Raw genomic sequence first — 25,432 nt, forward strand, 5'->3', positions numbered from 1 at the left:
CCCCAGTCCCGGGCGCGACCACATCCGCACCACACTTGTAAGGAGCAACTGAAACCATGGCGGTTTCCGTAACCCTGCCGGCGCTCGGCGAGAGCGTCACCGAGGGCACCGTCACTCGCTGGCTCAAGGCCGAGGGTGAGCGCGTCGAGGCCGACGAGCCGCTGCTCGAGGTGTCGACCGACAAGGTCGACACCGAGATCCCGGCCCCGGCCGCCGGTGTCCTGTCCGCCATCAAGGTGGCCGAGGACGAGACCGTGGAGGTCGGCGCCGAGCTGGCCCTCATCGACGACGGCAGCGGTGCGCCCGCGGCCGAGGCGGCCCCGGCCGCCGCCGAGGCGCCCGCGGCCGAGCCGCAGCCCGAGCCCGAGCCGGCTCCGGCCGCCGAGGCCCCCGCCCCCGCCGCTGCCCCCGCGGGCGGCGCCGAGGGCACGGACGTCGTCCTCCCCGCGCTCGGTGAGAGCGTCACCGAGGGCACCGTCACCCGCTGGCTGAAGGAGGTCGGCGAGGAGGTCTCGGCCGACGAGCCGCTGCTGGAGGTCTCGACCGACAAGGTCGACACCGAGATCCCCGCCCCGACGTCCGGCACCCTGCTGGAGATCGTCGTCGGTGAGGACGAGACCGCCGAGGTCGGCGCCAAGCTCGCCGTCATCGGTGCTGCCGGCGCCGCTCCGGCTGCCGCCCCGGCCCCGGCCGCGCCGGCCCCGGCCGCCGCTCCGGAGCCCACCCCGGCACCGGCCCCCGCGCCGGCTCCGGCCGCTGCCGCCCCGGCGCCCGCTCCGGCTCCGGCCGCACCGGCTCCGGCCGCGCCGGCCCCGGCCCCCAAGCCGGCCGCTGCCCCCGCCCCGGCCCCGGCCGCCGGTGAGGGCGACGGCGCCTACGTCACCCCGCTGGTGCGCAAGCTCGCCGCGGAGAACGGCGTCGACCTGTCCACGGTCAAGGGCACCGGTGTCGGTGGCCGGATCCGCAAGCAGGACGTCATCGCCGCCGCCGAGGCCGCCAAGGCCGCCGCGCCGGCTCCGGCCGCCGCCCCGGCCGCCGCCTCCAAGGCCCCGGTCATCGAGGCGTCCCCGCTGCGCGGCCAGACCGTCAAGATGCCGCGGATGCGCAAGGTCATCGGCGACAACATGATGAAGGCCCTGCACGGCCAGGCCCAGCTGACCTCCGTGGTCGAGGTGGACATCACCAAGATCATGCGGATGCGCAACCAGGCCAAGGACGCCTTCGCGCAGCGTGAGGGCGTCAAGCTCTCCCCGATGCCGTTCTTCGTCAAGGCCGCTGTCCAGGCGCTGAAGGCCCACCCGGTCGTCAACGCCCGGATCAACGAGGACGAGGGCACCATCACCTACTTCGACACCGAGAACGTCGGTATCGCGGTGGACGCGGAGAAGGGCCTGATGACCCCGGTCATCAAGGACGCCGGTGACCTCAACATCGCCGGTATCGCCCGCAAGACGGCGGACCTGGCGGGCAAGGTCCGCGCGAACAAGATCACGCCGGACGAGCTGTCCGGTGCGACCTTCACCATCAGCAACACCGGTTCGCGCGGCGCCCTGTTCGACACCGTCATCGTGCCCCCGAACCAGGTCGGCATCCTGGGCATCGGTGCGACCGTCAAGCGCCCGGTGGTCATCAACCACCCGGACCTCGGCGAGACCATCGCGGTGCGCGACATGACCTACCTGGCGCTCTCCTACGACCACCGTCTGGTGGACGGCGCGGACGCCGCCCGCTACCTGACCACGGTCAAGCAGATCCTGGAGGCCGCCGAGTTCGAGACCGAGATCGGTCTCTGATTCCGGCAGTCACGCCATAGGTGTGCAACAGGGGTCGGCCCCGGTTCGTACGAGCCGGGGCCGGCCCCTTTGCGCACCCCTGAGCATCTTCGCGCCGGGCCTTCGACCGTCGCGGATAATGGCCCCCTCGTCACCACGCGCTCTGAAGGAGCCCCTCATGACCCCGCCCGTCGTCCATTCGCTGCGCGAGCAGATCCGCGAGCACATCCTCGAGGGGATCGTCAGCGGCCGCTGGCAGCCGGGCGAGCGGATCGTGGAGCGGCGGATCGCGGTGGAGCTGGAGGTCAGCCAGACGCCCGTACGGGAGGCGCTGCGGGAGCTGGAGTCGCTGCAGCTGATCGAGTCGGCACCGAACAAGGGCGTACGGGTACGGAATCTGACCGCGGACGACCTCAAGGAGAGCTATCCGGTCCGGGCCGGGCTGGAGCAGGTGGCCGCCGAACTGGCCGCCGGGCGGCTGGCCGAGGACACCGTGGCGCTGGAGCGCGAGGTGGCGGCGCTGCGCGAGGCGGAGCTGACCGGTGACGGGGAGGCGCAGGTGCGGCACACCGTGGCCTTCCACCGGGAGATCGTGGGGGCCGCCGGGAACGCCGTGCTGCTGCACACCTGGGAGTCGCTGGGCATCGAGGTCTGGACGACGCTGTCGATCCGCTGGTTCAGCCCGGAGCCGCGCTCGCACGCCCAGGACCACCAGGAGATCGTGGACGCGTTCCGGCGGCGCGACCCGAAGATCGGCGCCTTGCTCAAGTCACACGTCCTGAGCTGCGCACCCCGGGTCTGAGGAGGCCTCGGGCGGGGCCCGGCGGGCCCTCCCCCGGCTGGCACGCGGTGCCCAAAAATACGGCACCCCGTGCCGACCTGCGGTTATTCACCCGGAGACCGTTGATCGATCATCGATCAGAGCGTATCGTCTCCCGTCGGGGCGCGACAACCCTGCCTGCCGAACTCGTAGGGGGTGTCGTCAAGGCCGCGGTCCACCCTGAAGGACGCGGCCGGTCACGACGGCACCCCCGAGCTACCTCCCGTCCGGAAAGGGGCCACCCATGCCCGATCCCGTGCGCCTGCCGTACAGCCAGCTCGACCAGCTCCCGGACCGCGACCCCGAGGAGACCGCCGAGTGGCGCGAGTCGCTTGACGCCGTCACCGAGGCAGCGGGCCCCCAGCGCGCCGCGTACCTGATGCGCCGCGCCCTGGAGCACACCGCGCGCACCGAAGGCACCGCCCTGCCGTCCCTCCTGGAGACGGACTACGTCAACACCATCCCGACCTCCGCCGAGCCCGCCTTCCCCGGCGACGAGGCGATGGAGGCCCGGATCACGGCCTGGAACCGCTGGAACGCCGCCGCGATGGTGACCCGCGGCTCCGCCCTGGGCCTCGGCGGCCACATCGCCACCTTCGCCTCCGCCGCCTGGCTCTACGAGACCGGCTTCCAGCACTTCTTCCGCGGCAAGGAGGGCGACGGCAGCGGCGACCAGCTCTACATCCAGGGCCACGCCTCCCCCGGCATCTACGCCCGCGCCTTCCTCGAAGGCCGCCTCACCGAGGACCACCTCGACCACTTCCGCCAGGAGACTGGCGGCGAGGGCCTGCCCTCCTACCCGCACCCGCGGCGGCTGCCCTGGCTGTGGGAGTTCCCCACCGTCTCCATGGGCCTGGGCCCGCTCTCCGCCATCTACCAGGCGCGCTTCAACCGCTACCTGGAGCACCGCGGCATCAAGGACACCGCGAACTCCCACGTCTGGGCGTTCCTGGGCGACGGCGAGATGGACGAGCCGGAGTCGACCGCCGCACTGGCGCTCGCGGGCCGCGAGGGCCTGGACAACCTGACCTTCGTCATCAACTGCAACCTGCAGCGCCTCGACGGCCCGGTCCGCCCCAACTTCAAGATCGTGCAGGAGCTGGAGGCCCAGTTCCGCGCGGCCGGCTGGAACGTCGTCAAGTCGCTGTGGGGCCAGGCCTGGGACGAGATCTTCGCGCTCGACACCGACGGCGCCCTGATCCGCCGCCTCGGCGAGACCCCCGACGCGCAGTTCCAGACGTACGCCACCCGCGACGCCGCCTACCTGCGCGAGCACTTCTTCGGCGCCAACGAGTCCCTGCAGGCCCTGGCCCGCAATCTCACCGACGCCAAGCTCCTGGAGCTGTTCCAGACCTCCCGCGCCGGCCACGAGCCGCGCAAGGTGTACGCCGCCTACCGGGCCGCCGTCGAACACCGGGGCGCGCCGACCGTCGTCCTGGCGCAGACCGTCAAGGGCTACACCCTCGGCGCGGGCTTCGAGTCCCGCAACGCCAACCACCAGATGAAGAAGCTCACCATGGCCGAGTTCCGCACCATGCGTGACGTCCTCGAACTCCCCATCCCGGACAGCGCGCTGGAGGGCGACCAGGTGCCGTACTGGCGCCCGGCCGACGACTCCCCCGAGATGGTCTACCTGCGCCAGCGCCGCGCCGCCCTCGACGGCCCGGCCCCCGCCCGCAAGGTCGTCGCCAAGCCGCTGCCGATGCCCGCCGACAAGGCCTTCGACGGCCTGAAGAAGGGCTCCGGCAGCCAGGAGATCGCCACCACCATGGCGTTCGTCCGGCTGGTCAAGGACCTGATGCGGGACAAGGAGACCGGCAAGCGCTGGGTCCCGATCGTCCCCGACGAGGCCCGCACCTTCGGTATGGAATCGCTCTTCCCGACCGCCGGCCTCTACTCCCCCAAGGGCGCGACCTACGACCCGGTCGACCGTGACCAGCTCCTTTGGTACAAGGAAGCCAAGGACGGCCAGATCCTCAACGAAGGCATCACCGAGGCCGGTTCGCTCGCCGACTTCACCGCCGCCGCGACGTCGTACGCGACGCACGGCGAGCCGATGATCCCCTTCTACATCTTCTACTCGATGTTCGGCTGGCAGCGCACCGCCGACCAGTTCTGGGCGCTGGCCGACCAGTTGGGCCGCGGCTTCGTCATCGGCGCCACCGCGGGCCGTACGACGATGACCGGCGAGGGCCTTCAGCACGCCGACGGCCACTCGCACCTGATCGCCTCCACCAACCCGGCGGCGCTCTCCTACGACCCGGCCCTCGCCTACGAGGTCGCGGTCATCGTCAAGGAGGGCCTGCGCCGGATGTACGGCCCGGACGCCGAGGACGTCTTCTACTACCTCACGGTCTACAACGAGACCAAGGTCCAGCCGGCCATGCCGGAGGGCGTCGAGGAGGGCATCCTCAAGGGCCTGTACCGCTTCAACGAGGGCACCAAGCCCCAGGCCGACAGCCCGCAGCTGCAGCTGCTCGCCTCCGGTACCGCCATCCACTGGGCCCTGGAGGCGCAGCGGCTGCTGGCCGACGACTGGGGCGTGGCGGCGGACGTCTGGTCGGCGCCGTCCTGGACGGAGCTGCGCCGCGACGCCCTGGAGTGCGATGCCGCCCGTCTGGAGGGCGAGGACCGTATCCCGTACGTCACCCGTGCGCTGGCCGGCGCCCCCGGCCCGGTCGTCGCGGTGAGCGACTGGATGCGGGCGGTCCCCGACCAGATCGCCCCCTGGGTCGAGCAGGACTGGACCTCCATCGGCACCGACGGCTTCGGCCTGTCCGACACCCGCGAGGCGGCCCGCCGCCACTTCGGCGTCGACCCGCAGTCGGTGGTCGTCCAGGCGCTCGCCGCCCTCGCCCGCCGCGGCCAGGTCAAGCCGGAGACAGTCAAGGAGGCCAGGGAGCGCTACGGCCGGTGAGCCACGGGCCGCCGCACCGCGGCCCCTGCCTCACCGGCGGCCCCGCCCCACACCGGGCGCCGCCGCCCGCCCTCCGGGGCACCCCCGACTCCCGTGTGGAGGCCACCTTCCCGCGCCCGGGGCCTCCACACGGGAACCCACCACCGGCCCGGCCGACCACGCCCTGACTACGGCCGGGCCGGGCTGTCTTTGTGTCTGTGTGCCGGGCGTACGTTGCCGGTGGCTGCGGCCCGGTGCGCCTTTTCACTGTGGGTGGTGGGCCGGAGGGGACGCCCGGTACCCCTCCCCCAGCCTTCGGCCGGGAGGTGCCCCCGCGGCAACCACCAACCCCGCAAAGGCGCCAGCCCCACAGACCAACCGACGACACCGCAGCCGACACGCAACGCCGCCCCAAAGGGGCGCGGGGAACTGCGCGCCCAGCCACAACCGGGCCCGCAGACAAACAACGCGCCCCATCATGAACCCATGCGCGCTGCCCGCCTGATCAAAATGGTGCTACTGCTCCAGGCACGACCGTCGATGACGGCCGCCGAACTGGCGCGGGAGCTGGAGGTTTCCGAGCGTACGGTCGCCCGCGACGTCCTCTCGCTCTCCGAGGCCGGCGTACCCGTCTACGCGGACCGCGGCCGAGCCGGCGGCTACCGCCTCATCGGCGGCTACCGCACCCGGCTCACCGGCCTCGGCCGCAGCGAGGCGGAAGCCCTCTTCCTGTCCGGCGTGCCCTCCGCCCTGCGCGAGATGGGCCTTGCCGACGCCGCGTCCGCCGCCCGGCTGAAGGTCTCCGCCGCCCTGCTGCCCGAGCTGCGGGACGCCGCGACCGGCGCCGCCCAGCGCTTTCACCTCGACGCACCGGGCTGGTATCAGGAGCCCGAGACGCCCGCCCTGCTCCCCGAGATCGCCGACGCGGTCTGGGACGACCGCCGGATCACCGCCCGCTACCTCCGCAAGGACACCGAGGTGGAACGGGAGTTGGAGCCCTACGGCCTCGTGCTGAAGGCGGGCGTCTGGTATCTGGCGGCGCGTACGCAGGGCGACTACCGCGTCTACCGTGTCGACCGGTTCACCACAGTGGCGCCCGCCGGGAACGGCAACATCTCCAGGGCCGACGACGCCGACGACACCCACCACACCGACAGCACCCACAACGCCCACCGCACCGACCGCACCGGCGGGCGATTCACCCGTGACGTTTCCTTCGACCTCCCGGAGTTCTGGGCACAGCGGGCGGCCCAGTTCGCCCGGTCGATCCTGCGCGAGGAGGTGGTACTGCGGCTGTCCCCGCGCGGTGTCAGCCAGCTGCCGTATGTCACCGAACGCGCCGCGGCCCGCGAGGCGATCGCGCGGGCGCAGACCGCGGACGGCCTTGACGAGCACGGCCGGCTGACCGTGACACTCGCCGTGGAGTCCGCAGAGGTCGCCTACGCCCAGTTGCTGGCGCTCGGCCCGGAGGGCGACATCCTCGCACCCCCCGAGCTGCGCGAGCGCTTCGCCTCGGCCGCCCGCCGGATGGCCGCGCTGTACCCGGCGGGGGCCACGGCAGGAGCCGGACCGGACGCGGACGGACCGGGCGAGGGCGGGCCGGGCGCGGCCGGACCGGACCACAGCGACCCGTGATCCGCCGGATGCACGGGCGCGGGCGGGCGCCCCCACCGAAACCGGCCCGCGTCACCGGCAGTCGTCAGCGGTACCCGTCAGCGGTAGTCCTCCGCGCCGCCCTCCTTCCCACCGAAGACGACCTCCTCGAAGTATCCGAAGCAGTCGGGCCGCGAGCCATCCGTGTCGGTGAAGTCGTACTCCTTCGCCAGCTGCCCGCTGGAGAGCGACCGGCCGCTCCAGCGCTCCTTGGCCGGGTCGGCGGCGAGCGCCCGCAGGCCGCGGGCGATCAGGGCCGGCGATTCGGCGATGGCGAAGTGCGGCTCATCGGCCACCGCGTCGCGCCAGTTCTCCTCCGTCACCCCGAAGTGGTCGAGCATCTCCTCGGAGCGGAGGAAGCCGGGGGTGAGCGAGACCGCCGTGCCCCCGTGTTCCTTCAGTTCGGCGGCGAGCCCGAAGGCGATGCGGTGCGGTGCGTTCTTGGTGAGGTCGAAGCAGAGGTTGTCCCGGTAGGTGCGGTTGAAGGCGGCGGTGCCGTCGGTGACCTCGACCACCAGACCGCCGGGCCGCCTGATCAGCAGGGGCAGGGCGTAGTGGCTGGTGATGACGTGGGTGTCGATGCCGAGGCGGAACATCCGCAGCCCGTTCTCCAGGTCGAGGTCCCACAGCTTGGTGTCGAACTCGATCAGCCGGTCGCCGCCCCAGACGCTGTTGACCAGTACGTCCAGCCGCCCCTGTTCCCGGTCGATGCGCTCGGTCAGCGCCTTGACCTGCGCCGGGTCCAGGTGGTCGGTCGGTACGGCGATACCGGTGCCGCCCGCCGCGCTCACCAGCTCCGCGGTCTGCTCGATCGTCTCCGTGGGCCGGCCGACCTCGCTGACCCGTTCCCTGGTCGTCCGGCCCGTCACATACACCAGGGCGCCGGCCCGGCCCAGCTCGACCGCCATTGCCCGCCCGGCCCCACGGGTCGCTCCGGCCACCAGCGCCACCCGTCCCGCCAGTTCCCGCTGCGTTGTCATGTACGCCACTCCTCGCTGTCAGGTGCCTCGCATCCGTACACGGCGACCGTGGCAGCGATACCCGACATCTTCTGTCAGGATTCATCGGCCACCTCTCCGGATTCACCAGCCGCCCGTCCGCATTCACCGGCCGCCGTACAGCGATCCGCCCCTCGCCTACGGACGGAGTGCGCGCACCGTCCCCCCGTTCCGCAGCCGTCCGACGACCTCGTCGGGGGCGTTTTGCCCGGCGGGCGCGGCGAGGGTGTTCGTGTGGGCAAAGACCCGTACCCCGCCGGTGGCGTCGAGGCCGCCGACCCCTTGGCTGCCGGCCGCGAGCAGGTACCACTTGCCGGACTGCGCCCGCCAGTGGACGTTCCCGACCACCGGGGCTCCGAAGCGGCTGCAGGCGGCGGTGTCCCGCGCCCGTCCGGCGATCCGGCCGGGCTCGGCCGGGCGCGTGGCGGGCGGCAGGAAGTGCAGGGTCACGCTGCCGGGTCCGCGCCAGGTGTCGGCACGACTGCACACCCAGGTCGCGCTGCCGCTGTCCTCCGGGAGTCGCTGGCCGGCGAACGCCCAGTTGTCGACGGACCGTACGCCGGCGCCCCGCAGCGACCCGAGCGCGCAGGCCGTACGGGCCCAGCCCTGCAGGGCCGGGGTGCCGGTCGCCTCGCCCGCCTGGGCCGCCGGTGCGCCGCCGGGTGGCACGGAGGTGAGGTGGACGGGGGCGAGGTCGTTGAGGTCGGTCAGCAGGAAGGGCGGGTGCACGCCGGTGCCCGCGATCCGCGTCGAGGGCCGGAACTGGGCCGCCGGCCAGTGCCCGCAGCCGGTGCCCCCCTCGGGCGGTACCGGGATGCGGTCGGTGACCCCGTCCGGGGTGACATGCAGTCCGTGCACCGGGGCGGCCGGTGCCAGCAGGTCGCGGACGCCGACGTCGGAGACCCACGGCGCCAGCAGATAACGCATCCAGCCGTTGCCGCGGCCGATCACCAGCGCGGCGCCGGTGGTCAGATCCGCGTCGTCGACCCGTGCGAAGTGCAGCGTGGGCGTGGCGCCTTCGGGCTCGGCGTAGCGCACCAGCCGCTCGCCGTCGTAGAAGACCACGACCGTCACGGCGTCGATCTGGCCCGCGTAGAGCAGCTGCGGCGGGTGGTCGGGCGGCCGGGTGGAGGTGCCCGCGGACCTCATGATCCGGGCGTCGGCGGGTGGCGCCGCCCAGACCCGCAGCGCCCGCCCCAGCAGCTCCCGGTCGCCGGCCTGCCGGCCGCGCACGGGCCAGGCGGTGAAGTCCACCCGGGAGGTGTCCGTCCACGCTTCGTTGGGGGTGCGCAGCAGCCGGCCGGGGTCCAGCGCCTGCTCCGCCGTGGTCGGCGGGCGCTCCCTCCGGCCCCCGTCGCCGCCCGACAGCCCGGCCACCGCGGCGCCGACCGCCAGTACGGCCACCAGCGCGACCGCCGCACGTACCCGCTGCCGGCGGCGCAGCAGGTCGGTCGGCCGGGTCTGCACCGTGCACGGGTCGAACTCCGCCGAGTTCAGCAGTGCCGCGGCGCCCGTCTCCGTCTCCCGGTCCAGCTGCGCCGCCGCCCGTTGTGCCGCATCGGGCTCCTCGACCCCGGCCCGTGCCAGCACGCTGCGTGCGGCGTCCTCGTCCAGCCCTTCCAGATGCCACAGCCCGAGGGCGGCGCGTACCGGCGCCGGCACCGCGGACAGCGCCTGGTCCAGGGCGAGTTCTTCGGCGCCGCCGACCCGCGGGAAGAGCCGCAGGCCCCAGACCTGGGGCAGGGCCGCCGGTACCCGAAGGGGCCGCCCCTCGTACGCCAGCGCCAGCCGCAGGGCCCGCAGCCGCACCACGTCGTAGCCCGGTTCGGGCGCCGGGCCGCGCTGGGCCGGCAGTCCGCCGTCCGGCCGGCGCAGCCGCGCCCGCGGCAGCGCCCGCTGGACCAGGCCGTGTGCGGTCAGGACCCGGCGGTGGCGGCCCGTCGACGGGGGCAGGACGAGGTAGGTGAGGCGGACGAGCCGTGGATAGTGCTCGACGAGGGCCGCCTCGGCCCGTTCGACGTCGGCCCGGGTGCGTTCGTCCATGGGCATGGCCTGGAACAGCCCTTCGCGAAATGGTGGATATGCCGTCGTTCGGTCGTTGCACGCCGTCCAACGAGTGATTCTTGGGACGGTCACACGGCGGCGCGGGCCCGGTGAGCGAACCCGGTCCGAACACCCCGTCACCGCCGCGCCCGCCACGTCACCGATCCGGATAACGCCCCCGCCGCATCCGGGGTACTCCGCATGCGACGGGCGCCGGCAGGGCAGATGCTGGAGCGGTGATGGACGAGACGGAGTTCTGGGAACTGATCGACGGTTCCCGCGAGGCCGCCGCAGGCGACCCGGAGGAGCAGGCCGACGCGCTGGTCGAGCGGCTCCTCGGGCTCGACCCGGATGCCGTCGTGGACTTCGCCCGCCACTTCGAGGCCCGCTACAACCGGGCGTACTCCTGGGATCTGTGGGCCGCGGCCTCGGTGCTGCTCGGCGGCGCCGGCGACGACGCCTTCGACTACTTCCGCTGCTGGCTGATCGCCCAGGGCCGGGAGGTCTTCGAGGGCGCGCTGCACGACCCCGACCAGCTCGCCGAGCTGCTGGACGACTTCGACGAGGCGGTGGACGGCGACGCCGAGGAGCTGGGCTATGCGGCCGACGAGGCGTACGAGCAGCTGACCGGCGGGGTGATGCCGGACCTGGGGCTGCCCCCGCCGCCCCGCGAACCGGTCGGCACGTACCTGGACTTCGACGACGACCGGACCATGGCGGAGCGCTTCCCCACCCTCTGGGACCGTTTCAGGCCATAGCCACGGGGCCGGTTCGCACCGGGGCACGGCGGGCCCGGACCCCGGGTGCCACCACCGGTCCGTCGCTGCGGGCAGTATGGCCTCATGCGGATCGCGATCACCGGCTCGACCGGACTCATCGGCACGGCGCTCGTACGGTCTCTGGGGGCGGACGGCCATGACGTCGTGCGGCTCGTACGGCGCGCGCCCAGGGCCGCCGGCGAGGTGCGCTGGGACCCCGGGCGCCAGGAGGTCGACACGGCCGGACTGGCCGGCTGCGAGGCCGTCGTCCACCTGGCCGGCGCCGGGGTCGGCGACCACCGCTGGACGGCCGCCTACAAGCAGGAGATCCGCGACAGCCGGGTCCTGGGCACCCGGGCCCTCGCCTCGGCCCTCGCCGCCATGGACACCCCGCCGCGCGTCTTCGTGTGCGGCAGCGCGATCGGCTACTACGGCGACACCGGCGACCGGCGGACGGACGAGAGCGCGCCGGCCGGCCACGGGTTCCTGCCGGAGGTCTGCGTGGCCTGGGAGGACGCCGCGAAGCCGGCGCAGGACGCGGGCATCCGCACCGTCTTCGCCCGCACCGGTCTGGTCGTGGCACGCTCCGGCGGCGCCTGGGGCCGGCTCTTCCCCGTCTTCCGGCTCGGTCTGGGCGGCCGGCTCGGCGACGGCAGCCAGTACTGGAGCTTCATCTCCCTGGAGGACCACATCCGGGCGCTCCGGCACCTCATCGACACCGAGGACCTGGCCGGTCCGGTCAACCTCACGGCCCCGGAGCCGGTCACCAACCGCGAGGTCACCGCAGTGATGGGCCATGTCCTGGGCCGGCCCACGCTGTTCACCGTGCCGGCGCCGGTCCTGCGGGCCGCGCTGGGCGAGTTCGCGGGCGATGTGCTGGGCAGTCAGCGGGTCATTCCGCGGCGACTGCTGGACTCGGGGTTCACGTTCACCCATCCGCGCATCATCGAGGCGGTCCGGGCCGCGTAGCGCTCCGGGCCCCGTGGTCCCCGGGCCGCGCAGCCGTCCGCGGCGGGGGCATGCGCGTCCTGCCGTCGTCCGTACCGCGAAGTCGTCCGCGTCACACCGCCGTCCGGGCGGCATAGCCGCGGGGCCACACGGGAAGCTTTGGCCAAGGGGCGCGTCGACGCGCCCCTTGGACGCCCCCTCTCGAACGGACCGCCGCCTCCTGCCGACCCCGCACGCCTCATCTCGGTATCCCCCAGGGCGGCACCGGGCACGACAGGGGTGCGCCGCCGTTGGGACCGACCTCGGGAGGGGCATGTGCTGCGTACCGCATCGGCCGTGGACGTCGTCATCGTGGGGGCCGGTCCGGCCGGACTCGCCGCCGCCCGCCATCTGACCGGGGCGGGGGTGTCCGTCACGGTCCTGGAGGCCGCGCCACATATCGGCGGCCGGTCCGCCACCGACCGCCTCGACGGCTTCCGGCTGGACCGCTACGGCCGGCCGCTGGCCGTCTCCGCCGCGGATCTGTGCCGTACCCCGGGCCTCGGCGACCTGACGCTCCGTCCGTTCGCGCCCGGTCTGAGCGTCCACAACGGGCAGCGGGCGCAGCGCGTCAGCGCGCCCCGGAGCGCGAAGGCTGCGCTGTCCGCGGCCCGCGCCCTCTCCCGCGCCGACCGCCGTACGGAACGCCGGACGGAGCGTCAGCCCGTCCGCCTCACCGATCGGCGGACCGCACCGCCCCCGGACCGCCGCCCGGTCCGCCGTATCGACCGCCGGACGGACCGCCGCGCCGCCGACACCGCCGCCGCTCCCCCTGCCTTCGCCCCGCACGCCCCGCCCGCCGACCGTCCGATCCACGACGCCCTGGCGAGCCGCCCCGCCTTTCCGCACCGCGGCCATGACGCGTTCCTGCGGCCCCTGCTGACCGCGCTGCTGTGCGATCCCAAGCTGCGCGGCTCCAGCCGGGGCGCGGCGGTGGCGCTGCGCGCCTACGCCCAGGGCCGGCTGTGGCTGCCGGCCGGCGGCGCCGCAGCCGTCCCCGACCTGCTCGCCGCCGCTCTGCCGCCCGGCACGGTCCGGACGTCCGTGCGGGTCACCGCCGTCTCCACCACCGGCGTCAGCACCGCGGAGCACGGTCACATCCCCTGCCGGGCGGTACTGGTGGCCACCGGCGCGCGGGAGGCGGCCGAGCTGTTGCCGGGGCTGCGGGTGCCGGCCTTCCACCCGGTCGCCGTCCTGCACCACACCGCGGCGGACGGGGGCCGCGGCGCACCGTCCCGCGACACGGCCCTGATCCTGCCGACGGACGGTCCGGTCGCCTACAGCTACGCCGCCGGCGCCATCGACCCCTCCCGTACGCCGCCGGGCCGGTCGCTGATCACCACGACCGTGCTCGGCGCCGCCGCGATGCTGCCGCTGTCCGTACTGGACAAGACGGTCCGCCCCCAGCTCGACCGGATCTACGGTGCGCGCACCGACGACTGGCAGCTGCTGAGCGCCCATCACGACCCGTATGCCGTCCCCGCGATGCCGGCGCCGCACGACCCGGAGCGGCCGGTGCGGGTGCTCTCCGGCCTGTATGTGTGCGGCGATCACCGTGATACCAGCACGCTCCAGGGCGCGCTGAACTCGGGCCGCCGGGCCGCCCGCGCGCTCCTCCAGGACTTCGGGCTGCCGGCCTTCACCACGGAACCGGACGCCCTGCCCACGGCGGCCTGAACCGGGCGGCCGGGCCCGGCCTCACCCAGGCGGCCGGGCGGCCGGGCCCCCTCACCCCAGCGCCGCCACCCGTTCGCGATACCCCCGTACCGCCGCGGCGTCCCGGTAGGGCTCCAGGCGGCGCTCGAACTCCCTGACGTACTCATGGGCCCGTACGGAGCGCATCTCGGAGGCCTGGAGCGCCGCCTCGGCGCCCAGCGTGCAGGCCTGCTCCAGTTCGCCCAGGCCCAGCCGCGCGGTCGCCAGCACCACCCGGCAGAAGAGCCTGCTGCGGGCGAATCCGGCCGCGCGCAGCTGGAGGGAGCGCTCGGCGTGCTGGGAGGCGGCGCGGTACTGCTGGAGGTCGCGGTGGCAGTGCGCCAGTTCGTCGGCGAGCTGCGCCTCGTCGAAGAAGCGAGCCCAGTACGGGGTGTCGTCACCGGGGCGGACGGTCTCCAGCGCCCGTTCGGCACGGGCCAGCGCCGTGGTGCAGGCCCGGACCTCGCCCAGGACGCCGTGGCCGCGGGCCTCCGCGGAGTGCAGCAGCGCCTGCACTGCGGGCGGCGCGCTGCCGCCGATGCCCTGCTGGGCGACCCGCGCCAGCTGCACGGCTTCCCTGCCGTGCCCCAGGTAGACGGCCTGCCGGCTCATCGTCGCCAGGACGTAGGACCCGTACGCCCGGTCCCCGGCGGCCTGGGCCAGCCGCAGGGCCTGGACGAAGTACCGCTGGGCCAGCCCGTGGGCCGCGATGTCGTACGAGGTCCAGCCGGCCAGCCGGGTCAGATCGGCGGCGGCGGCGAAGAGCCGGCGGCCGGTGGCCTCGCCGTAGCTGCCGCGGAGCATCGGCTCGGCCTCGTGCTCCAGATAGCGCACCAGGGCCTGGCGGGCGTGGCCGCCGCCGTAGGCGTGGTCCAGCGCCCGGAACAGCTCGCCGACCGAGCGCAGCGCCGCGATGTCGCCGGAGGTGACCCTGGAGCCCTGGGTGCGGTCGACGCGGTCGGTGCGGCGCTGCCGGGGCACGGTGACCCGGCCCTGTGCGGGTACCCGGCCCGTGCCGTCGCCGTTGGTCTCGCCGCGGGCGACGCGTTCGTCTGCGCGCCCGATCAGCCAGTCGCGGCTGGGCACCACGAGCCCGGCCGGGGTGAAGGCGATCTTGCGGAGCTCGGCGTGGCTGCCGGAGTCCTTGCGCCACAGGCCGCTGACGATGTCCACCGCCTCGCTGGGGCTCGCGGCGAATTCCAGCCCGGCGTACACCGGCGCACAGGCGTCCAGGCCGAGGTCCTGAGCGGACAGCCGGCGCCCCAGCCTGCGGGTGAACACCTCCGCGATCAGGGCGGGGGTGGTGCCTCTGGGCTGCTGGCCGCGCAGCCAGCGGGTCACCGACGTCTTGTCGTACCGCAGATCGAGGCCGTGCTCGATGCCGAGCTGATCCACCCGTCTGGCCAGCCCGGCATTGGAGAATCCCGCCTCGGCGATGAGCGCGGCGAGCTGGCGGTTGGGGGTGTGGTGCGGGGGTCGTTCCGTCATCAGCTTTACCGGTCTCCTGCCTTCCGGGCCGCTGCCGGGTTCGGCGGACCCTGTCCGGCATGCTCATTCGCCCTTGTGGAACGGCGTGAATGTAACGGCCTTCGGCGCCCCGATCACCGCCTCCTCCCCGCGTTCATCCGATCGTGTGAGCAGGGGCGGGAGGGGCGGACACCGGCCGCCTGCGGGGACGGGGAGAGGCGGCCGTACAGTGGCATGGGCGCGAAGTGGCATCAACGTTGCAGCAAAGTGCAACAGAGGTTCGAAGAGGAGCTGCCGTGACTGCGATCTCTCGGGGGGAGACCCCCGTACCCGAGGGGCTGCGCTTTGTGCATCTGGGCTTCGGCGCCGACGCCGTCGAGTACACCTCGGCATGGCAGGAGCAGCGCCGGGTGCACGCCGCCCGGTTCGCCGACGAGCTGCCCGACACCTGCCTGCTGCTGGAGCACCAGGCCGTCTACACCGCGGGACGCCGTACGGCCGACGAGGAGCGCCCGCTGGACGGGACGCCGGTCGTCGACGTGGACCGCGGCGGGAAGATCACCTGGCACGGGCCCGGCCAGCTGGTGGGCTACCCCATCCAGAAGCTGCCGCGCCCGGTGGACGTCGTGGCCCATGTCCGCCGCCTGGAGGAGGCGCTGATCCGGGTCTGCGCCGAGTTCGGCGTGGAGGGCACCCGGGTCGAGGGCCGCAGCGGGGTGTGGGTCCTGGGCGACCCCGTCGAGGAGCGGGCGGCCCTGGGCGGGCTGAACCTCGACTTCGACCCGCGGCTGACGGACGAGCTGTTCGACCCGCGGCTGAACGGCCCGGAGTACGCACCTTCCAACGCCGGCCAGCGCCGCGAGGACCGCAAGCTCGCCGCGATCGGCATCCGCGTCGCCAAGGGCGTCACGATGCACGGCTTCGCGCTGAACGTGAATCCGGACAACACCTCGTTCGACAAGATCGTGCCGTGCGGCATCCGGGACGCCGGCGTCGCCTCGCTCGCGGGCGAGCTGGGCCGCGAGATCACCATCGCCGAGGTGCTGCCCGTCGCCGAGAAACATCTGCGGGACGTCCTGGAGGGCGCCGAACTGCTTCCCCGCGCGGTCTGACCGAGCGGTCGCCGGCCGGGCCCCTCCGGCCCGGCGGCCGCACGGCCCGGGTCTCCCGGACCCGCCCGGGAATGCCACCCCGCCATACGGGGTTGCCCCGCACGTAAAGACGTGCGAATCAACGGGCGTACCCTGGTGTACGCCGAAGAAACGAAGTCGTAGGGAGCCGGTCGTGTCCGCAGTCGCACCCGACGGACGCAAGATGCTGCGCCTGGAGGTCCGGAACAGCCAGACCCCCATCGAGCGCAAGCCCGAGTGGATCAAGACCCGGGCGAAGATGGGTCCCGAGTACAACCACCTCCAGGGCCTGGTCAAGAGCGAGGGTCTGCACACTGTCTGCCAGGAGGCGGGCTGTCCCAACATCTTCGAATGCTGGGAGGACCGCGAGGCGACCTTCCTCATCGGCGGTGACCAGTGCACCCGCCGCTGCGACTTCTGCCAGATCGACACCGGCAAGCCGCAGGAGCTGGACCGCGACGAGCCCCGCCGGGTCGCCGAGTCCGTGCAGACCATGGGCCTGAAGTACGCCACGATCACCGGCGTCGCGCGCGACGACCTGGACGACGGCGGCGCCTGGCTCTACGCCGAGACCGTCCGGCAGATCCACGCCGCGATGCCCGACACCGGCGTCGAGCTGCTGATCCCCGACTTCAACGCGGTCCCCGAGCAGCTGGCCGAGGTCTTCTCCTCCCGCCCCCAGGTCCTGGCGCACAACGTCGAGACCGTCCCGCGCATCTTCAAGCGGATCCGCCCCGGCTTCCGCTACGAGCGCTCGCTGGAGGTCATCTCCAAGTCCCGCGAGGCCGGTCTGGTCACCAAGTCCAACCTCATCCTGGGCATGGGCGAGGAGCGCGAGGAGATCAGCCAGGCGCTGCAGGACCTGTACGACGCGGGCTGCGAGCTGATCACGATCACCCAGTACCTGCGCCCGACCGTGCGCCACCACCCCATCGAGCGCTGGGTCAAGCCCGCCGAGTTCGTGGAGCTCCAGGAGGAGGCCGAGGAGATCGGCTACGCCGGCGTGATGTCCGGCCCGCTGGTCCGCTCCTCCTACCGCGCCGGCCGCCTCTACCAGCAGGCCATGGAGCGGCGCGAGGCCGAGGCGTCCAGTCAGGCGGTTTGATTTCCCCGGCGCGCCGTCTTGTGAATCGTGGCACATGCTGGGGGCGCGGCCCGCACTCCTCCTGACGGGGGGCGTGGGGGCCGCGTCAACGTTTCATCGGTGTTTGACCGGCAGGTCATCCGTTGGTAACACCTTTCCGTGACGATGGATGCACGCACCGCTCCCGCACCTACTCCTGCTTCTCCGAACGAATCAGAGGGAGTCACCCACCATGCAGGCCGCGCCGCTCCGCGCCAATCCCGCCCTCCCCATCCCTTCGGTCACCGGTGCGCTGCGCGCCGTCGAGGCCGTTCTGATGCGCGGCGGACAGCGCACCGCCCGTCGTAACGCCTGGACATCGGTCCTGGAGGACCGCCGCCGCGCCAAGGACCGTCACGAGGCCGAGTACGTACTGGAGGCCGCGGCGACCCAGCGCCCGCACGCCACGTAGACTGCGCTGTATGGCGAGGAAGGTAAATGCTGAGGGCGCTGCCGGCGCTGCCGGCGCTGAGAACACCGGGCGGCTGAAGCAGATCGCCCTGACCTACAAGATGACCCGTCGGGTCGACTCCAAGGTCGGTCTAGTCGTCGCTGGTGTAGGCATCGTCGTATTCGGCGTTCTCCTTGCCGTCGGCTTCGCGATCGGCCACGAAATCTACGCGGGGATCCTGGGCTTCGTCCTGGCCTTCCTCGCCATGGCGATCGTCTTCGGACGGCGCGCCGAGCGGGCTGCCTTCGGGCAGATGGAAGGCCAGCCCGGCGCGGCGGCCGCCGTGCTGGACAACGTCGGCCGCGGCTGGACGGTGACCCCCGCGGTGGCCATGAACCGCAGCCAGGACGTGGTCCACCGCGCCGTCGGCAAGGCCGGGATCGTGCTGGTCGGCGAGGGCAATCCGAACCGGCTGCGCGGCCTGCTGGCCGCCGAGAAGAAGCGGATGGCGCGCACCGTCGCCGACGCCCCCGTCCACGACATCATCGTGGGCGACGGCGAGGGCCAGGTGCCGCTGAAGAAGATCCGTACGACGCTGCTGAAGCTGCCGCGCGTGCTCCCCGGCGCCCAGGTCACCGCCGTCAACGACCGGCTCAAGGCGCTGGGCGACCTGATGAGCAACATGCCGGTCCCGAAGGGCCCGATGCCGAAGGGCATGCGCATGCCCAAGGGCGGCGGCAAGACCCGCTGACCGTGACGGCCGGCCGCACCCGCGTCCGGCCGAAGGGTCCGACACCCTGACCGAACGATGACGCCCCGGGGCCTGAGGCTCCGGGGCGTTTCGTCGTGTGTGGGGGGTGTATGGGGGACCGCCGGGGCCCACCGGTCGGGCGTACCGCACGGGCTCAACTACGCCGTACGGCGCTATGCCCGTATGGCGGCGCCCATTCGAACCGACCGGACGCCCCCGGGCTCAGATCCGGACCTGCACGGCGCGCGAGAGGCGATCGTGCAGCCCCCGCCCGTCCCGGTCCCAGACCACGGCCGGGATGACCACGACGAGCAGCACCGTGCGGAGCACGACCCGCGGCAGCGAGATCCGGCCACCGCCCTCGGCCACCACCCGCAGGCCCAGCAGCCGCTTGCCCGGGGTGAACCCGACCGTGCCCACCGTCAGCACGCTGAGCACCGCGAAGACCAGCAGCGCCCAGTTGCTCGCCGACTGCGCCTTGCCGCCGCTGAGCAGGCCGTAGGCGATGAGCATGCACAGCGCCCAGTCGAGGAAGAGCGCGGCGAAGCGGCGCCCGGGGCGCGCGATCGAGCCCGGCCCCGTCTCCGGCAGCCCGAGCTGCTGCCCGCGGTACCCGAACTCGACACCCATGTCCTCGGCTGCCGCGCGGGGCCCGGAGATCCACGATCCGATTGCTTGCCTGTTGTCCACCCGACCACGGTACTGCGACCGCATACATTCGCTGCGCCGAGGTCCGGTGCAGGGCGGCCCGGGTCCGCCCTCCGGGCCGGGTCACGCTGGCGTGCCGCCAGGGGCGCAACGACTCGGCACGGCGCCGCGGCGAACGGCCGCCACCCCGGGCCAAAATGCCCCTTTATGGGTCACACTGGTGAATAAAGGCAGGCGTGCGCCGGTTAACCTCAGCGAAACAAATGGGTCATGCTTGGGAAATCCCGCCTGCCTATGGTCGGGCAACGCGCCACCGCACATGGTCGCGTTCCGAGTAGCAATCCCGCGTCCGCCGACCGGTGACCGGGCTAGGAGGAGTTGGATGTTCCAGAACGCCGACGAGGCCAAGAAGTTCATCGCCGACGAGGACGTGAAGTTCATCGACGTCCGGTTCTGCGACCTGCCCGGTGTGATGCAGCACTTCACCATCCCGGCGAAGGCGTTCGACCCGGCCGAGGAACTCGCCTTCGACGGTTCCTCGATCCGCGGCTTCCAGGCGATCCACGAGTCGGACATGGCGCTGCGCGCGGACCTGTCGACGGCTCGGGTGGACCCGTTCCGCCGCGACAAGACCGTCAACATCAACTTCTTCATCCACGACCCGATCACCGGCGAGCAGTACAGCCGTGACCCGCGGAACATCGCCAAGAAGGCCGAGGCCTACCTCGCCTCGACCGGCATCGCGGACACCGCGTTCTTCGGCCCCGAGGCCGAGTTCTACGTGTTCGACAGCGTGCGCTTCGAGACCGGCGCGAACCAGTCCTTCTACCACATCGACTCCGAGGCGGGCGCCTGGAACACCGGGTCGGAGGAGAACAACCGCGGCTACAAGGTCCGCTACAAGGGCGGCTACTTCCCGGCCCCGCCGGTCGACCACTTCGCCGACCTGCGTGCCGAGATCTCCCTGGAGCTGGACGCGGCCGGCCTGCAGGTCGAGCGCCAGCACCACGAGGTCGGCACCGCCGGCCAGGCGGAGATCAACTACAAGTTCAACACGCTGCTCGCCGCCGCCGACGACCTGATGCTCTTCAAGTACATCGTGAAGAACGTCGCCTGGCGCAATGGCAAGACCGCGACCTTCATGCCCAAGCCGATCTTCGGTGACAACGGCTCCGGCATGCACGTCCACCAGTCGCTGTGGCAGGGCGGCAGCCCGCTCTTCTACGACGAGCAGGGCTACGCGGGCCTCTCGGACACCGCCCGCTACTACATCGGCGGCATCCTCAAGCACGCCCCGTCGCTGCTGGCCTTCACCAACCCGACGGTGAACTCCTACCACCGCCTGGTCCCCGGCTTCGAGGCCCCGGTCAACCTGGTCTACTCGCAGCGCAACCGCTCCGCGGCCATGCGTATCCCGATCACGGGCTCGAACCCCAAGGCCAAGCGCGTCGAGTTCCGCGCCCCGGACCCGTCCTCGAACCCGTACCTCGCCTTCTCCGCCCTCCTCCTCGCGGGCCTGGACGGCGTCAAGAACAAGATCGAGCCGGCCGAGCCGATCGACAAGGACCTCTACGAGCTCGCCCCCGAGGAGCACGCGGGCGTCCCCCAGGTCCCCACCTCCCTCCCGGCCGTCCTCGACGCCCTCGAGGCCGACAACGAGTACCTCCAGCAGGGCGGCGTCTTCACCTCCGACCTGATCGAGACCTGGATCGACTACAAGCGCACCAACGAAATCGCCCCGATCCAGCTGCGGCCGCACCCGCACGAGTTCGAGCTGTACTTCGACATTTAAGAACGCCCCAGGTCAGAGCGGGTTTCCGCTCGCCTGGGCCGTCTCTGGGCCGTCGGCCGTGTCCTTCCGCTCCCGGGAGGCACGGCCGACGGCATACCTGACCGGTCGTCAGGATCGATAGTGAGGGCCGCTACCCCAGAGCCGGGGCAGCGGCCCTCACTGGTTGGCCCGCACTCTGTGCGCGACCGTGATCTGCCTCGTGCGCCCGCAGCCGCGGCGGCACGGGGCTGCCCGGTGCTTCAGTTGCGTGGCGTCTCAGCGGAATGCGGCGATGTTGCGGGCGACCCAGCCGTCGAAGGGGCGCGGGGCGCGGCCGAGGACTCGTTCCACGTCCGGGCTGATCCGCAGTTCGGCCGGGTTGGGGGCGGCGATGATGTCCAGGGTGTCGTCGGCGAGCTCCGCCGGCACGAACCGGGTCATCGCGGCCTTGGCCTCGTCACGGGTGAGCTCGTGGAACCGCACCGGCGAGCCGAGCGCGGCGGCGATGGCCTCTGTCTGCTGACGCGGCGTGATCACCTCCGGCCCGGTCAGCTCGTACACCCCGCCGGTGTGCCGGTCGTCCAGCAGGCAGGCCGCCGCGACCTGGGCGATGTCCGCCGGGTCGACGACCGGCACCCCGACGTCGCCGAAGGGTGCCGCGACCGTCCCTTGCGTGCGGACGGACTCCGCCCAGGCCAGGGCGTTGGAGGCGAAGCCGCCCGGCCGCAGGACGGCCCAGTCCAGGCCGGACTCCCGCAACGCGTCCTCCAGCGCGCGCATCGCGACCCGCGACGGGCCCAGCGGCCTGGTCGCCACGCCCTGCGAAGACAGCAGGACGATCCGGCGGACCCCACTGGCCCGGGCCAGGCCGATGATGTCGGCCGGCCTGGCTCCGGGGGCGTGCAGGTCTCCGGACAGCAGGAGAAACAGCGCCTTCGCCCCGTCCAATGCGGGCGCGAGACCCGCCGGCTCGGCCAAGTCGGCCGCCACGTGCCGGACGCCGTCCGGCACCGCCGCCGCGCGCCGCGACACCGCTGTCACCTGCTCGCCCACCTCGGCCAGGGCCCGCGTCAAAGGCCGGCCCACGTTCCCGGTTGCCCCGGTCACCACGATCATGTTCAGCTCCTGATTCGTTGTGCGCTACGACAGTTGACGTTAGGAGCAGGACTTACTTTTCGTAAGAACATACCCAGAGGTAAGCTCCGGACATGAAGGAAGGCGCGCAGCTGACGCAGGCCGAGGCGGGTCATCGGTATGAGGTGTTTCACACCGACTGCCCCGCGCGCGACGTGGTCGACCACGTGACCAGCAGGTGGGGCATCTGGGTGCTGATCTCTCTGCGGAACAACGACCTCCGGTTCTACGAGCTGCGCAACAGCATCCAGGGCATCAGCGAGAAGATGCTCGCTCAGACCCTGCGCACACTGGTCAAGGACGACCTTGTCCGGCGGGAGGTCGAGCCGACGACGCCACCCCAAGTCACCTACGGGCTGACCGAGTTCGGCCAGGAGATCGGCGAGCCGCTGACGGACTTGTTCCACCGGATCACACAGCGGCTACCGCCACGCAGTCAGGGATAGTGCGGCAGTGGCCGGCCTCGAAGGCACATCCGGCGCGAACTGGTGACCCAGTGACTGCGTTGATGCGTCGGCGGTCTTGTGTCATACGTACGAGGCAAACTGGCGGTATGCCTGAATTGCCGGAGGTTGAATCCCTGTCGCGGTTCTTGGGCGAGCGGCTGTCCGGCCGTTCCGTGGCCCAGGTGTATCCCGTTGCCGTGCATGCGCTGAAGACGTACGACCCGCCGCTGACCGCGCTCGAAGGACAGTCGTTCGAGGGGGTGGAGCGGCACGGGAAGTTTCTTGATCTTGGGGTCGGGGGGCTGCGTCTGGTCATGCACCTCGGCCGGGCGGGGTGGGTGCGGTGGCGGGACCGGCTGCCGGAGGCGCCGCCGCGGCCCGGCAGGGGGCCGCTGGCGTTGCGGGTGCGGCTCGGTGATCCCGACGATGGCGCGGGGTTCGAGGTGACCGAGGCCGGGAGTCAGAAGCACCTTGCGGTGTATGTGGTGCGGGATGTGCTGGAGGTGCCGGGGGTTGCGCGGCTCGGGCCCGATCCGCTTTCCGAGGAGTTCACCGTGGAGGCCTTCGGACGGCTGCTGGCGGGGGAAAGCCGGCAGATCAAGGGGGTGCTGCGCGACCAGAGCGTGCTTGCCGGGATCGGGAACGCGTACTCGGACGAGATTCTGCACACGGCGCGGATGTCGCCGTTCAAGCTGGCCGCGAAGCTCTCCGAGGAGGAGGTGGCGCGGATCCACGAGGCGATCGGCACGACGCTTCGTGAGGCGGTCGAGCGGTCGCGCGGGCCGGCGCTCAAGGACCTCAAGGCGGAGAAGAAGAGCGGGCTGCGGGTGCACGGGCGGAAGGGTGAGCCCTGTCCGGTGTGCGGGGACACCATCCGCGAGGTGTCGTTCAGTGATTCGTCGATGCAGTACTGCCCTCGCTGTCAGACCGGGGGCAAGGTTCTTGCGGACCGGCGGATGTCCCGGTTGCTGAAGTAGGGGGGTGTGCACGCGGGGTGCTTGCTCCCCGCCACCGGGCGAAAAGGCCGGTGGCGGGGAGGCGGTCGGTGGCGGGGAGGGTGTATCAGCCTCCCGTCGGCCCGCTCGCCAGCAGTTCGCGGAGTTCCGCCACCGCCTCGCGGAGCCGGTCGGCGAAGGTGTGCATCTGGTCGGCCACGGCCAGTGGCGTGCTCAGGTAGAGGTGGAAGCGGTCGGGCAGCAGGACGTAGGCGACGCCGATGCAGCGGCTGCTGGTGGAGCCGAAGCCGAAGTACTGGATGTTGTCGGACGGGGCCGAGCTGGTGCTCAGGTAGTCGTCGCGCATCGTCAGCCAGCCGGGCGTGCGGTAGAGGGCGGGCTGCTCGGTCACGCCGAGTTCGGTGCCGCGGCGGCGCTGGATCAGTTCCAGCTCCCACAGGTGCTGCTCGGGTGCGTCGCCGGCCTGGCACTCCTTGGCGCGGGCGACGTGCTTGGCGGCGGCGGCACGGAAGGCGGCCCGGCGGGTGTCCGCGTCCGCCGCCGGGTCCTCCATCGCGGCGACGAACGCCTGGATCTCCGGGGTGACCACCCGCATCGCCTCGGTGCGGCCGTGCCGCCACTGGCGGGTGGCGATCGACTCGTAGGTGGCGCCGAGGTGCCCCTTGGCGCGCTGGTGGGCGAGCTGGTAGGCGAGCTGGACGAAGGCGTCCGGCGAGGAGCCGAGGGCCTTGGCGGTGGTGCTGCCGAAGTCGTCGAAGGAGACGGTCCGGGTCGCGGTGCTCTCCCCGTACGCCGCGAACGCCTCGGCGGCGGAGCGCACCTGGCCTTGAAGGGCGTCGTCCAGCTCGAAGACGACCGGTTCCACGGAGGGGAGCCCCTGGGGGCGGGCTCCGGAGCGGCGGGAGTGCTCCTCGGCGGGGGTACTGAGCAGGGCGTCGGTGAAGCTGAGGATGGTGGTGCCGTCCAGCTCGCAGTGCTCGACGTTGATGCCCGCCCGGCCGTCCGCGAAGACGATCAGGGAGACGGCCTTGTCGAACCAGCGGTTGCCGCGGTCGCCGTACAGCAGCTGGTCGCAGGCCTGCTGGGCGTCCTCGGGGGCGATGTCCTCCAGGCAGACGCAGAACAGGGCGGTCTCGATGTCGTCGAGGGCGTCCGCGTTGCGGGGGTGGGCGGCGCGCAGGGACTCCCGGGCCGCGGCCCACTCGGCGCGGGCCATGGTGGTGAGGTGGCCCACCGAGGTGCCCTCGGGGGCCGGTTCGGCGCCGGCCTTCCGCACGGCGCGCAGCCCCGCTTCGAGGTCGTCGAGGCTGTGCGGGACGCCGTCGGCGCCGAGCACCTCCATCCGGAACATGTTGCCGCGGAAGAACACCACGATGTGCCGGGCGCGGGAGGGGCCCGGCCAGGCGTCGGTGTAGGGGCTGCGGACGGTGTCCTGCTGCGCGCCGGGGATGCGGGTGGCGGAGAACAGGTACTTGTTCTGGATCATCGACTGGGGTACGCCGCGCTGCACCACGGGAGGAATGAGTTCCGCATCGAGCTGCCGCTTGTGGTCGACGGCCCCGGCGATGAGCCCGGCGGCCCGCTCCACCTGCGACTGCTGCGGCGAAGCGTCCTGGAAGAGGAAGAAGAAGTTGGCGTTGAGCGCGATCCGGTCGCGGCGGCCCAGGTAGCGGTAGGGCCAGAAGGTGTCGAGCCAGCTGTGGACGCCCTCGGTGGCGTCGTACTCCTCCAGCGCGGCGTGCAGTGCCCGGCCGGGGCCGCCGGGCCGGAGGAAGGCGGCCACCTCCGCCTCGGTCGCCGCCAGCTCGTCGGCGGTCAGCAGCGGTGCGCACCAGGCGAGGAACCGCTCGGCGCTGGCCTCCAGCGTGGGCAGGGGCACCCGCGGCAGGCTGTCCTCGTGGGCGAAGGTCGTCATGACTGCGGGCCTTTCCTGACGGGTGTTCAATTCTGCTCTCTCGATTCCGCTCGTGGGGACCTGTGGGCCTGTGATGTC

20 protein-coding genes are annotated in these 25,432 nt (G+C 72.5%); 14 read left to right on the forward strand and 6 right to left on the reverse strand.

All coding sequences use genetic code 11. The features are described from left to right. Positions 1–56 precede the first annotated feature (56 nt). The 4 genes from sucB (at position 57) to ABZ851_RS34750 (ending at position 7,123) form a co-directional block, all read left to right on the forward strand. On the forward strand, positions 57–1,793 hold the full coding sequence (sucB, locus tag ABZ851_RS34735; protein ID WP_361136342.1) for a 2-oxoglutarate dehydrogenase, E2 component, dihydrolipoamide succinyltransferase: 1,737 nt from the start codon (positions 57–59) through the stop codon (positions 1,791–1,793). Positions 1,794–1,950: 157 nt separating this feature from the next. After that, entirely contained in the window at positions 1,951–2,574 is a 624-nt protein-coding gene (locus tag ABZ851_RS34740) for a GntR family transcriptional regulator (protein WP_361136344.1), read from the forward strand. Between the two features lie 262 nt (positions 2,575–2,836). Then, complete coding sequence (aceE, locus tag ABZ851_RS34745; RefSeq protein ID WP_361136346.1) at positions 2,837–5,509, forward strand: pyruvate dehydrogenase (acetyl-transferring), homodimeric type; 2,673 nt, start codon at positions 2,837–2,839, stop codon at positions 5,507–5,509. Positions 5,510–5,974: 465 nt separating this feature from the next. After that, positions 5,975–7,123: a WYL domain-containing protein gene (locus ABZ851_RS34750; protein ID WP_361136348.1), complete on the forward strand. Its 1,149-nt coding sequence runs from the start codon at positions 5,975–5,977 to the stop codon at positions 7,121–7,123. A gap of 77 nt (positions 7,124–7,200) precedes the next feature. Here the strand turns inward: ABZ851_RS34750 and ABZ851_RS34755 are convergent, their stop codons facing one another. Together ABZ851_RS34755 and ABZ851_RS34760 are read right to left on the reverse strand one after the other, a co-directional pair. After that, positions 7,201–8,121 carry an SDR family oxidoreductase gene (locus ABZ851_RS34755; RefSeq protein ID WP_361136350.1) on the reverse strand — a complete coding sequence of 307 codons (921 nt, stop codon included), beginning with the start codon at positions 8,119–8,121 and terminating at the stop codon, positions 7,201–7,203. Positions 8,122–8,277: 156 nt separating this feature from the next. After that, on the reverse strand, positions 8,278–10,182 hold the full coding sequence (locus tag ABZ851_RS34760) for a hypothetical protein (protein ID WP_361136352.1): 1,905 nt from the start codon (positions 10,180–10,182) through the stop codon (positions 8,278–8,280). Positions 10,183–10,421: 239 nt separating this feature from the next. Between ABZ851_RS34760 and ABZ851_RS34765 the strand changes: the two genes are divergently transcribed. The 3 genes from ABZ851_RS34765 to ABZ851_RS34775 all read left to right on the forward strand — a co-directional run bounded on the left by ABZ851_RS34765 (position 10,422) and on the right by ABZ851_RS34775 (position 13,604). After that, complete coding sequence (locus ABZ851_RS34765; RefSeq protein WP_088797327.1) at positions 10,422–10,940, forward strand: DUF4240 domain-containing protein; 519 nt, start codon at positions 10,422–10,424, stop codon at positions 10,938–10,940. Between the two features lie 84 nt (positions 10,941–11,024). Continuing rightward, positions 11,025–11,909 carry a TIGR01777 family oxidoreductase gene (locus ABZ851_RS34770; RefSeq protein ID WP_361136354.1) on the forward strand — a complete coding sequence of 295 codons (885 nt, stop codon included), beginning with the start codon at positions 11,025–11,027 and terminating at the stop codon, positions 11,907–11,909. 294 nt (positions 11,910–12,203) lie between these two features. Further along, positions 12,204–13,604, forward strand: coding sequence for an FAD-dependent oxidoreductase (locus tag ABZ851_RS34775; protein ID WP_361136356.1), 1,401 nt, complete (start codon positions 12,204–12,206; stop codon positions 13,602–13,604). 51 nt (positions 13,605–13,655) lie between these two features. Here ABZ851_RS34775 and ABZ851_RS34780 read toward each other — a convergent pair whose 3' ends face one another. Further along, complete coding sequence (locus ABZ851_RS34780) at positions 13,656–15,110, reverse strand: regulator (RefSeq protein ID WP_361136358.1); 1,455 nt, start codon at positions 15,108–15,110, stop codon at positions 13,656–13,658. 275 nt (positions 15,111–15,385) lie between these two features. Here ABZ851_RS34780 and lipB point away from each other — a divergent pair, with 275 nt between their 5' ends. The 4 genes from lipB to ABZ851_RS34800 all read left to right on the forward strand — a co-directional run bounded on the left by lipB (position 15,386) and on the right by ABZ851_RS34800 (position 18,484). After that, on the forward strand, positions 15,386–16,201 hold the full coding sequence (gene lipB / locus ABZ851_RS34785) for a lipoyl(octanoyl) transferase LipB (RefSeq protein WP_336052980.1): 816 nt from the start codon (positions 15,386–15,388) through the stop codon (positions 16,199–16,201). A 172-nt stretch (positions 16,202–16,373) separates the two neighbouring features. Beyond that, on the forward strand, positions 16,374–17,324 hold the full coding sequence (gene lipA, locus ABZ851_RS34790; protein WP_361136360.1) for a lipoyl synthase: 951 nt from the start codon (positions 16,374–16,376) through the stop codon (positions 17,322–17,324). Positions 17,325–17,535: 211 nt separating this feature from the next. Next, positions 17,536–17,754: a hypothetical protein gene (locus tag ABZ851_RS34795; protein WP_244415229.1), complete on the forward strand. Its 219-nt coding sequence runs from the start codon at positions 17,536–17,538 to the stop codon at positions 17,752–17,754. 10 nt (positions 17,755–17,764) lie between these two features. After that, positions 17,765–18,484, forward strand: coding sequence for a DUF4191 domain-containing protein (locus ABZ851_RS34800; RefSeq protein WP_088797333.1), 720 nt, complete (start codon positions 17,765–17,767; stop codon positions 18,482–18,484). Between the two features lie 222 nt (positions 18,485–18,706). On the opposite strand, the gene ABZ851_RS34805 is transcribed toward ABZ851_RS34800, so the two are convergent. Beyond that, the gene (locus ABZ851_RS34805; RefSeq protein ID WP_176956543.1) at positions 18,707–19,174 is read right to left on the reverse strand and encodes an RDD family protein; all 468 of its coding nucleotides are present in this window, start codon (positions 19,172–19,174) and stop codon (positions 18,707–18,709) included. A 340-nt stretch (positions 19,175–19,514) separates the two neighbouring features. On the opposite strand from ABZ851_RS34805, the gene glnA reads away from it, so the two are divergent. Then, positions 19,515–20,924, forward strand: coding sequence for a type I glutamate--ammonia ligase (gene glnA, locus ABZ851_RS34810; RefSeq protein ID WP_086715079.1), 1,410 nt, complete (start codon positions 19,515–19,517; stop codon positions 20,922–20,924). A gap of 255 nt (positions 20,925–21,179) precedes the next feature. On the opposite strand, the gene ABZ851_RS34815 is transcribed toward glnA, so the two are convergent. Continuing rightward, positions 21,180–22,019: an NAD(P)H-binding protein gene (locus ABZ851_RS34815; protein ID WP_361136363.1), complete on the reverse strand. Its 840-nt coding sequence runs from the start codon at positions 22,017–22,019 to the stop codon at positions 21,180–21,182. 92 nt (positions 22,020–22,111) lie between these two features. Here ABZ851_RS34815 and ABZ851_RS34820 point away from each other — a divergent pair, with 92 nt between their 5' ends. Together ABZ851_RS34820 and ABZ851_RS34825 are read left to right on the forward strand one after the other, a co-directional pair. Further along, a complete protein-coding gene (locus tag ABZ851_RS34820; RefSeq protein ID WP_361136365.1) occupies positions 22,112–22,483 on the forward strand; it encodes a helix-turn-helix domain-containing protein in 372 nt (123 codons plus the stop codon). Between the two features lie 107 nt (positions 22,484–22,590). Further along, positions 22,591–23,460 carry a DNA-formamidopyrimidine glycosylase family protein gene (locus ABZ851_RS34825; RefSeq protein WP_361136367.1) on the forward strand — a complete coding sequence of 290 codons (870 nt, stop codon included), beginning with the start codon at positions 22,591–22,593 and terminating at the stop codon, positions 23,458–23,460. An 85-nt stretch (positions 23,461–23,545) separates the two neighbouring features. Here ABZ851_RS34825 and ABZ851_RS34830 read toward each other — a convergent pair whose 3' ends face one another. Continuing rightward, positions 23,546–25,354, reverse strand: coding sequence for a choline/carnitine O-acyltransferase (locus tag ABZ851_RS34830; protein ID WP_361136369.1), 1,809 nt, complete (start codon positions 25,352–25,354; stop codon positions 23,546–23,548). Between the last annotated feature and the right edge of the window lie 78 nt (positions 25,355–25,432).

The organism is Streptomyces sp. NPDC047049 (assembly GCF_040643995.1).
In the GTDB taxonomy this organism is placed as follows: Bacteria; Actinomycetota; Actinomycetes; order Streptomycetales; family Streptomycetaceae; genus Streptomyces; species Streptomyces mooreae.

What these genes read in the sequence shown, in the direction of transcription:
- sucB (WP_361136342.1), top strand. Translation starts at nt 57, where the DNA reads ATGGCGGTTTCCGTAACCCTGCCGGCGCTCGGCGAGAGCGTCACCGAG.
- ABZ851_RS34740 (WP_361136344.1), top strand. Translation starts at nt 1,951, where the DNA reads ATGACCCCGCCCGTCGTCCATTCGCTGCGCGAGCAGATCCGCGAGCAC.
- aceE (WP_361136346.1), top strand. Translation starts at nt 2,837, where the DNA reads ATGCCCGATCCCGTGCGCCTGCCGTACAGCCAGCTCGACCAGCTCCCG.
- ABZ851_RS34750 (WP_361136348.1), top strand. Translation starts at nt 5,975, where the DNA reads ATGCGCGCTGCCCGCCTGATCAAAATGGTGCTACTGCTCCAGGCACGA.
- ABZ851_RS34755 (WP_361136350.1), bottom strand. Translation starts at nt 8,121, where the DNA reads ATGACAACGCAGCGGGAACTGGCGGGACGGGTGGCGCTGGTGGCCGGA.
- ABZ851_RS34760 (WP_361136352.1), bottom strand. Translation starts at nt 10,182, where the DNA reads ATGGACGAACGCACCCGGGCCGACGTCGAACGGGCCGAGGCGGCCCTC.
- ABZ851_RS34765 (WP_088797327.1), top strand. Translation starts at nt 10,422, where the DNA reads ATGGACGAGACGGAGTTCTGGGAACTGATCGACGGTTCCCGCGAGGCC.
- ABZ851_RS34770 (WP_361136354.1), top strand. Translation starts at nt 11,025, where the DNA reads ATGCGGATCGCGATCACCGGCTCGACCGGACTCATCGGCACGGCGCTC.
- ABZ851_RS34780 (WP_361136358.1), bottom strand. Translation starts at nt 15,110, where the DNA reads ATGACGGAACGACCCCCGCACCACACCCCCAACCGCCAGCTCGCCGCG.
- ABZ851_RS34795 (WP_244415229.1), top strand. Translation starts at nt 17,536, where the DNA reads ATGCAGGCCGCGCCGCTCCGCGCCAATCCCGCCCTCCCCATCCCTTCG.
- ABZ851_RS34800 (WP_088797333.1), top strand. Translation starts at nt 17,765, where the DNA reads ATGGCGAGGAAGGTAAATGCTGAGGGCGCTGCCGGCGCTGCCGGCGCT.
- glnA (WP_086715079.1), top strand. Translation starts at nt 19,515, where the DNA reads ATGTTCCAGAACGCCGACGAGGCCAAGAAGTTCATCGCCGACGAGGAC.
- ABZ851_RS34815 (WP_361136363.1), bottom strand. Translation starts at nt 22,019, where the DNA reads ATGATCGTGGTGACCGGGGCAACCGGGAACGTGGGCCGGCCTTTGACG.
- ABZ851_RS34820 (WP_361136365.1), top strand. Translation starts at nt 22,112, where the DNA reads ATGAAGGAAGGCGCGCAGCTGACGCAGGCCGAGGCGGGTCATCGGTAT.
- ABZ851_RS34825 (WP_361136367.1), top strand. Translation starts at nt 22,591, where the DNA reads ATGCCTGAATTGCCGGAGGTTGAATCCCTGTCGCGGTTCTTGGGCGAG.
- ABZ851_RS34830 (WP_361136369.1), bottom strand. Translation starts at nt 25,354, where the DNA reads ATGACGACCTTCGCCCACGAGGACAGCCTGCCGCGGGTGCCCCTGCCC.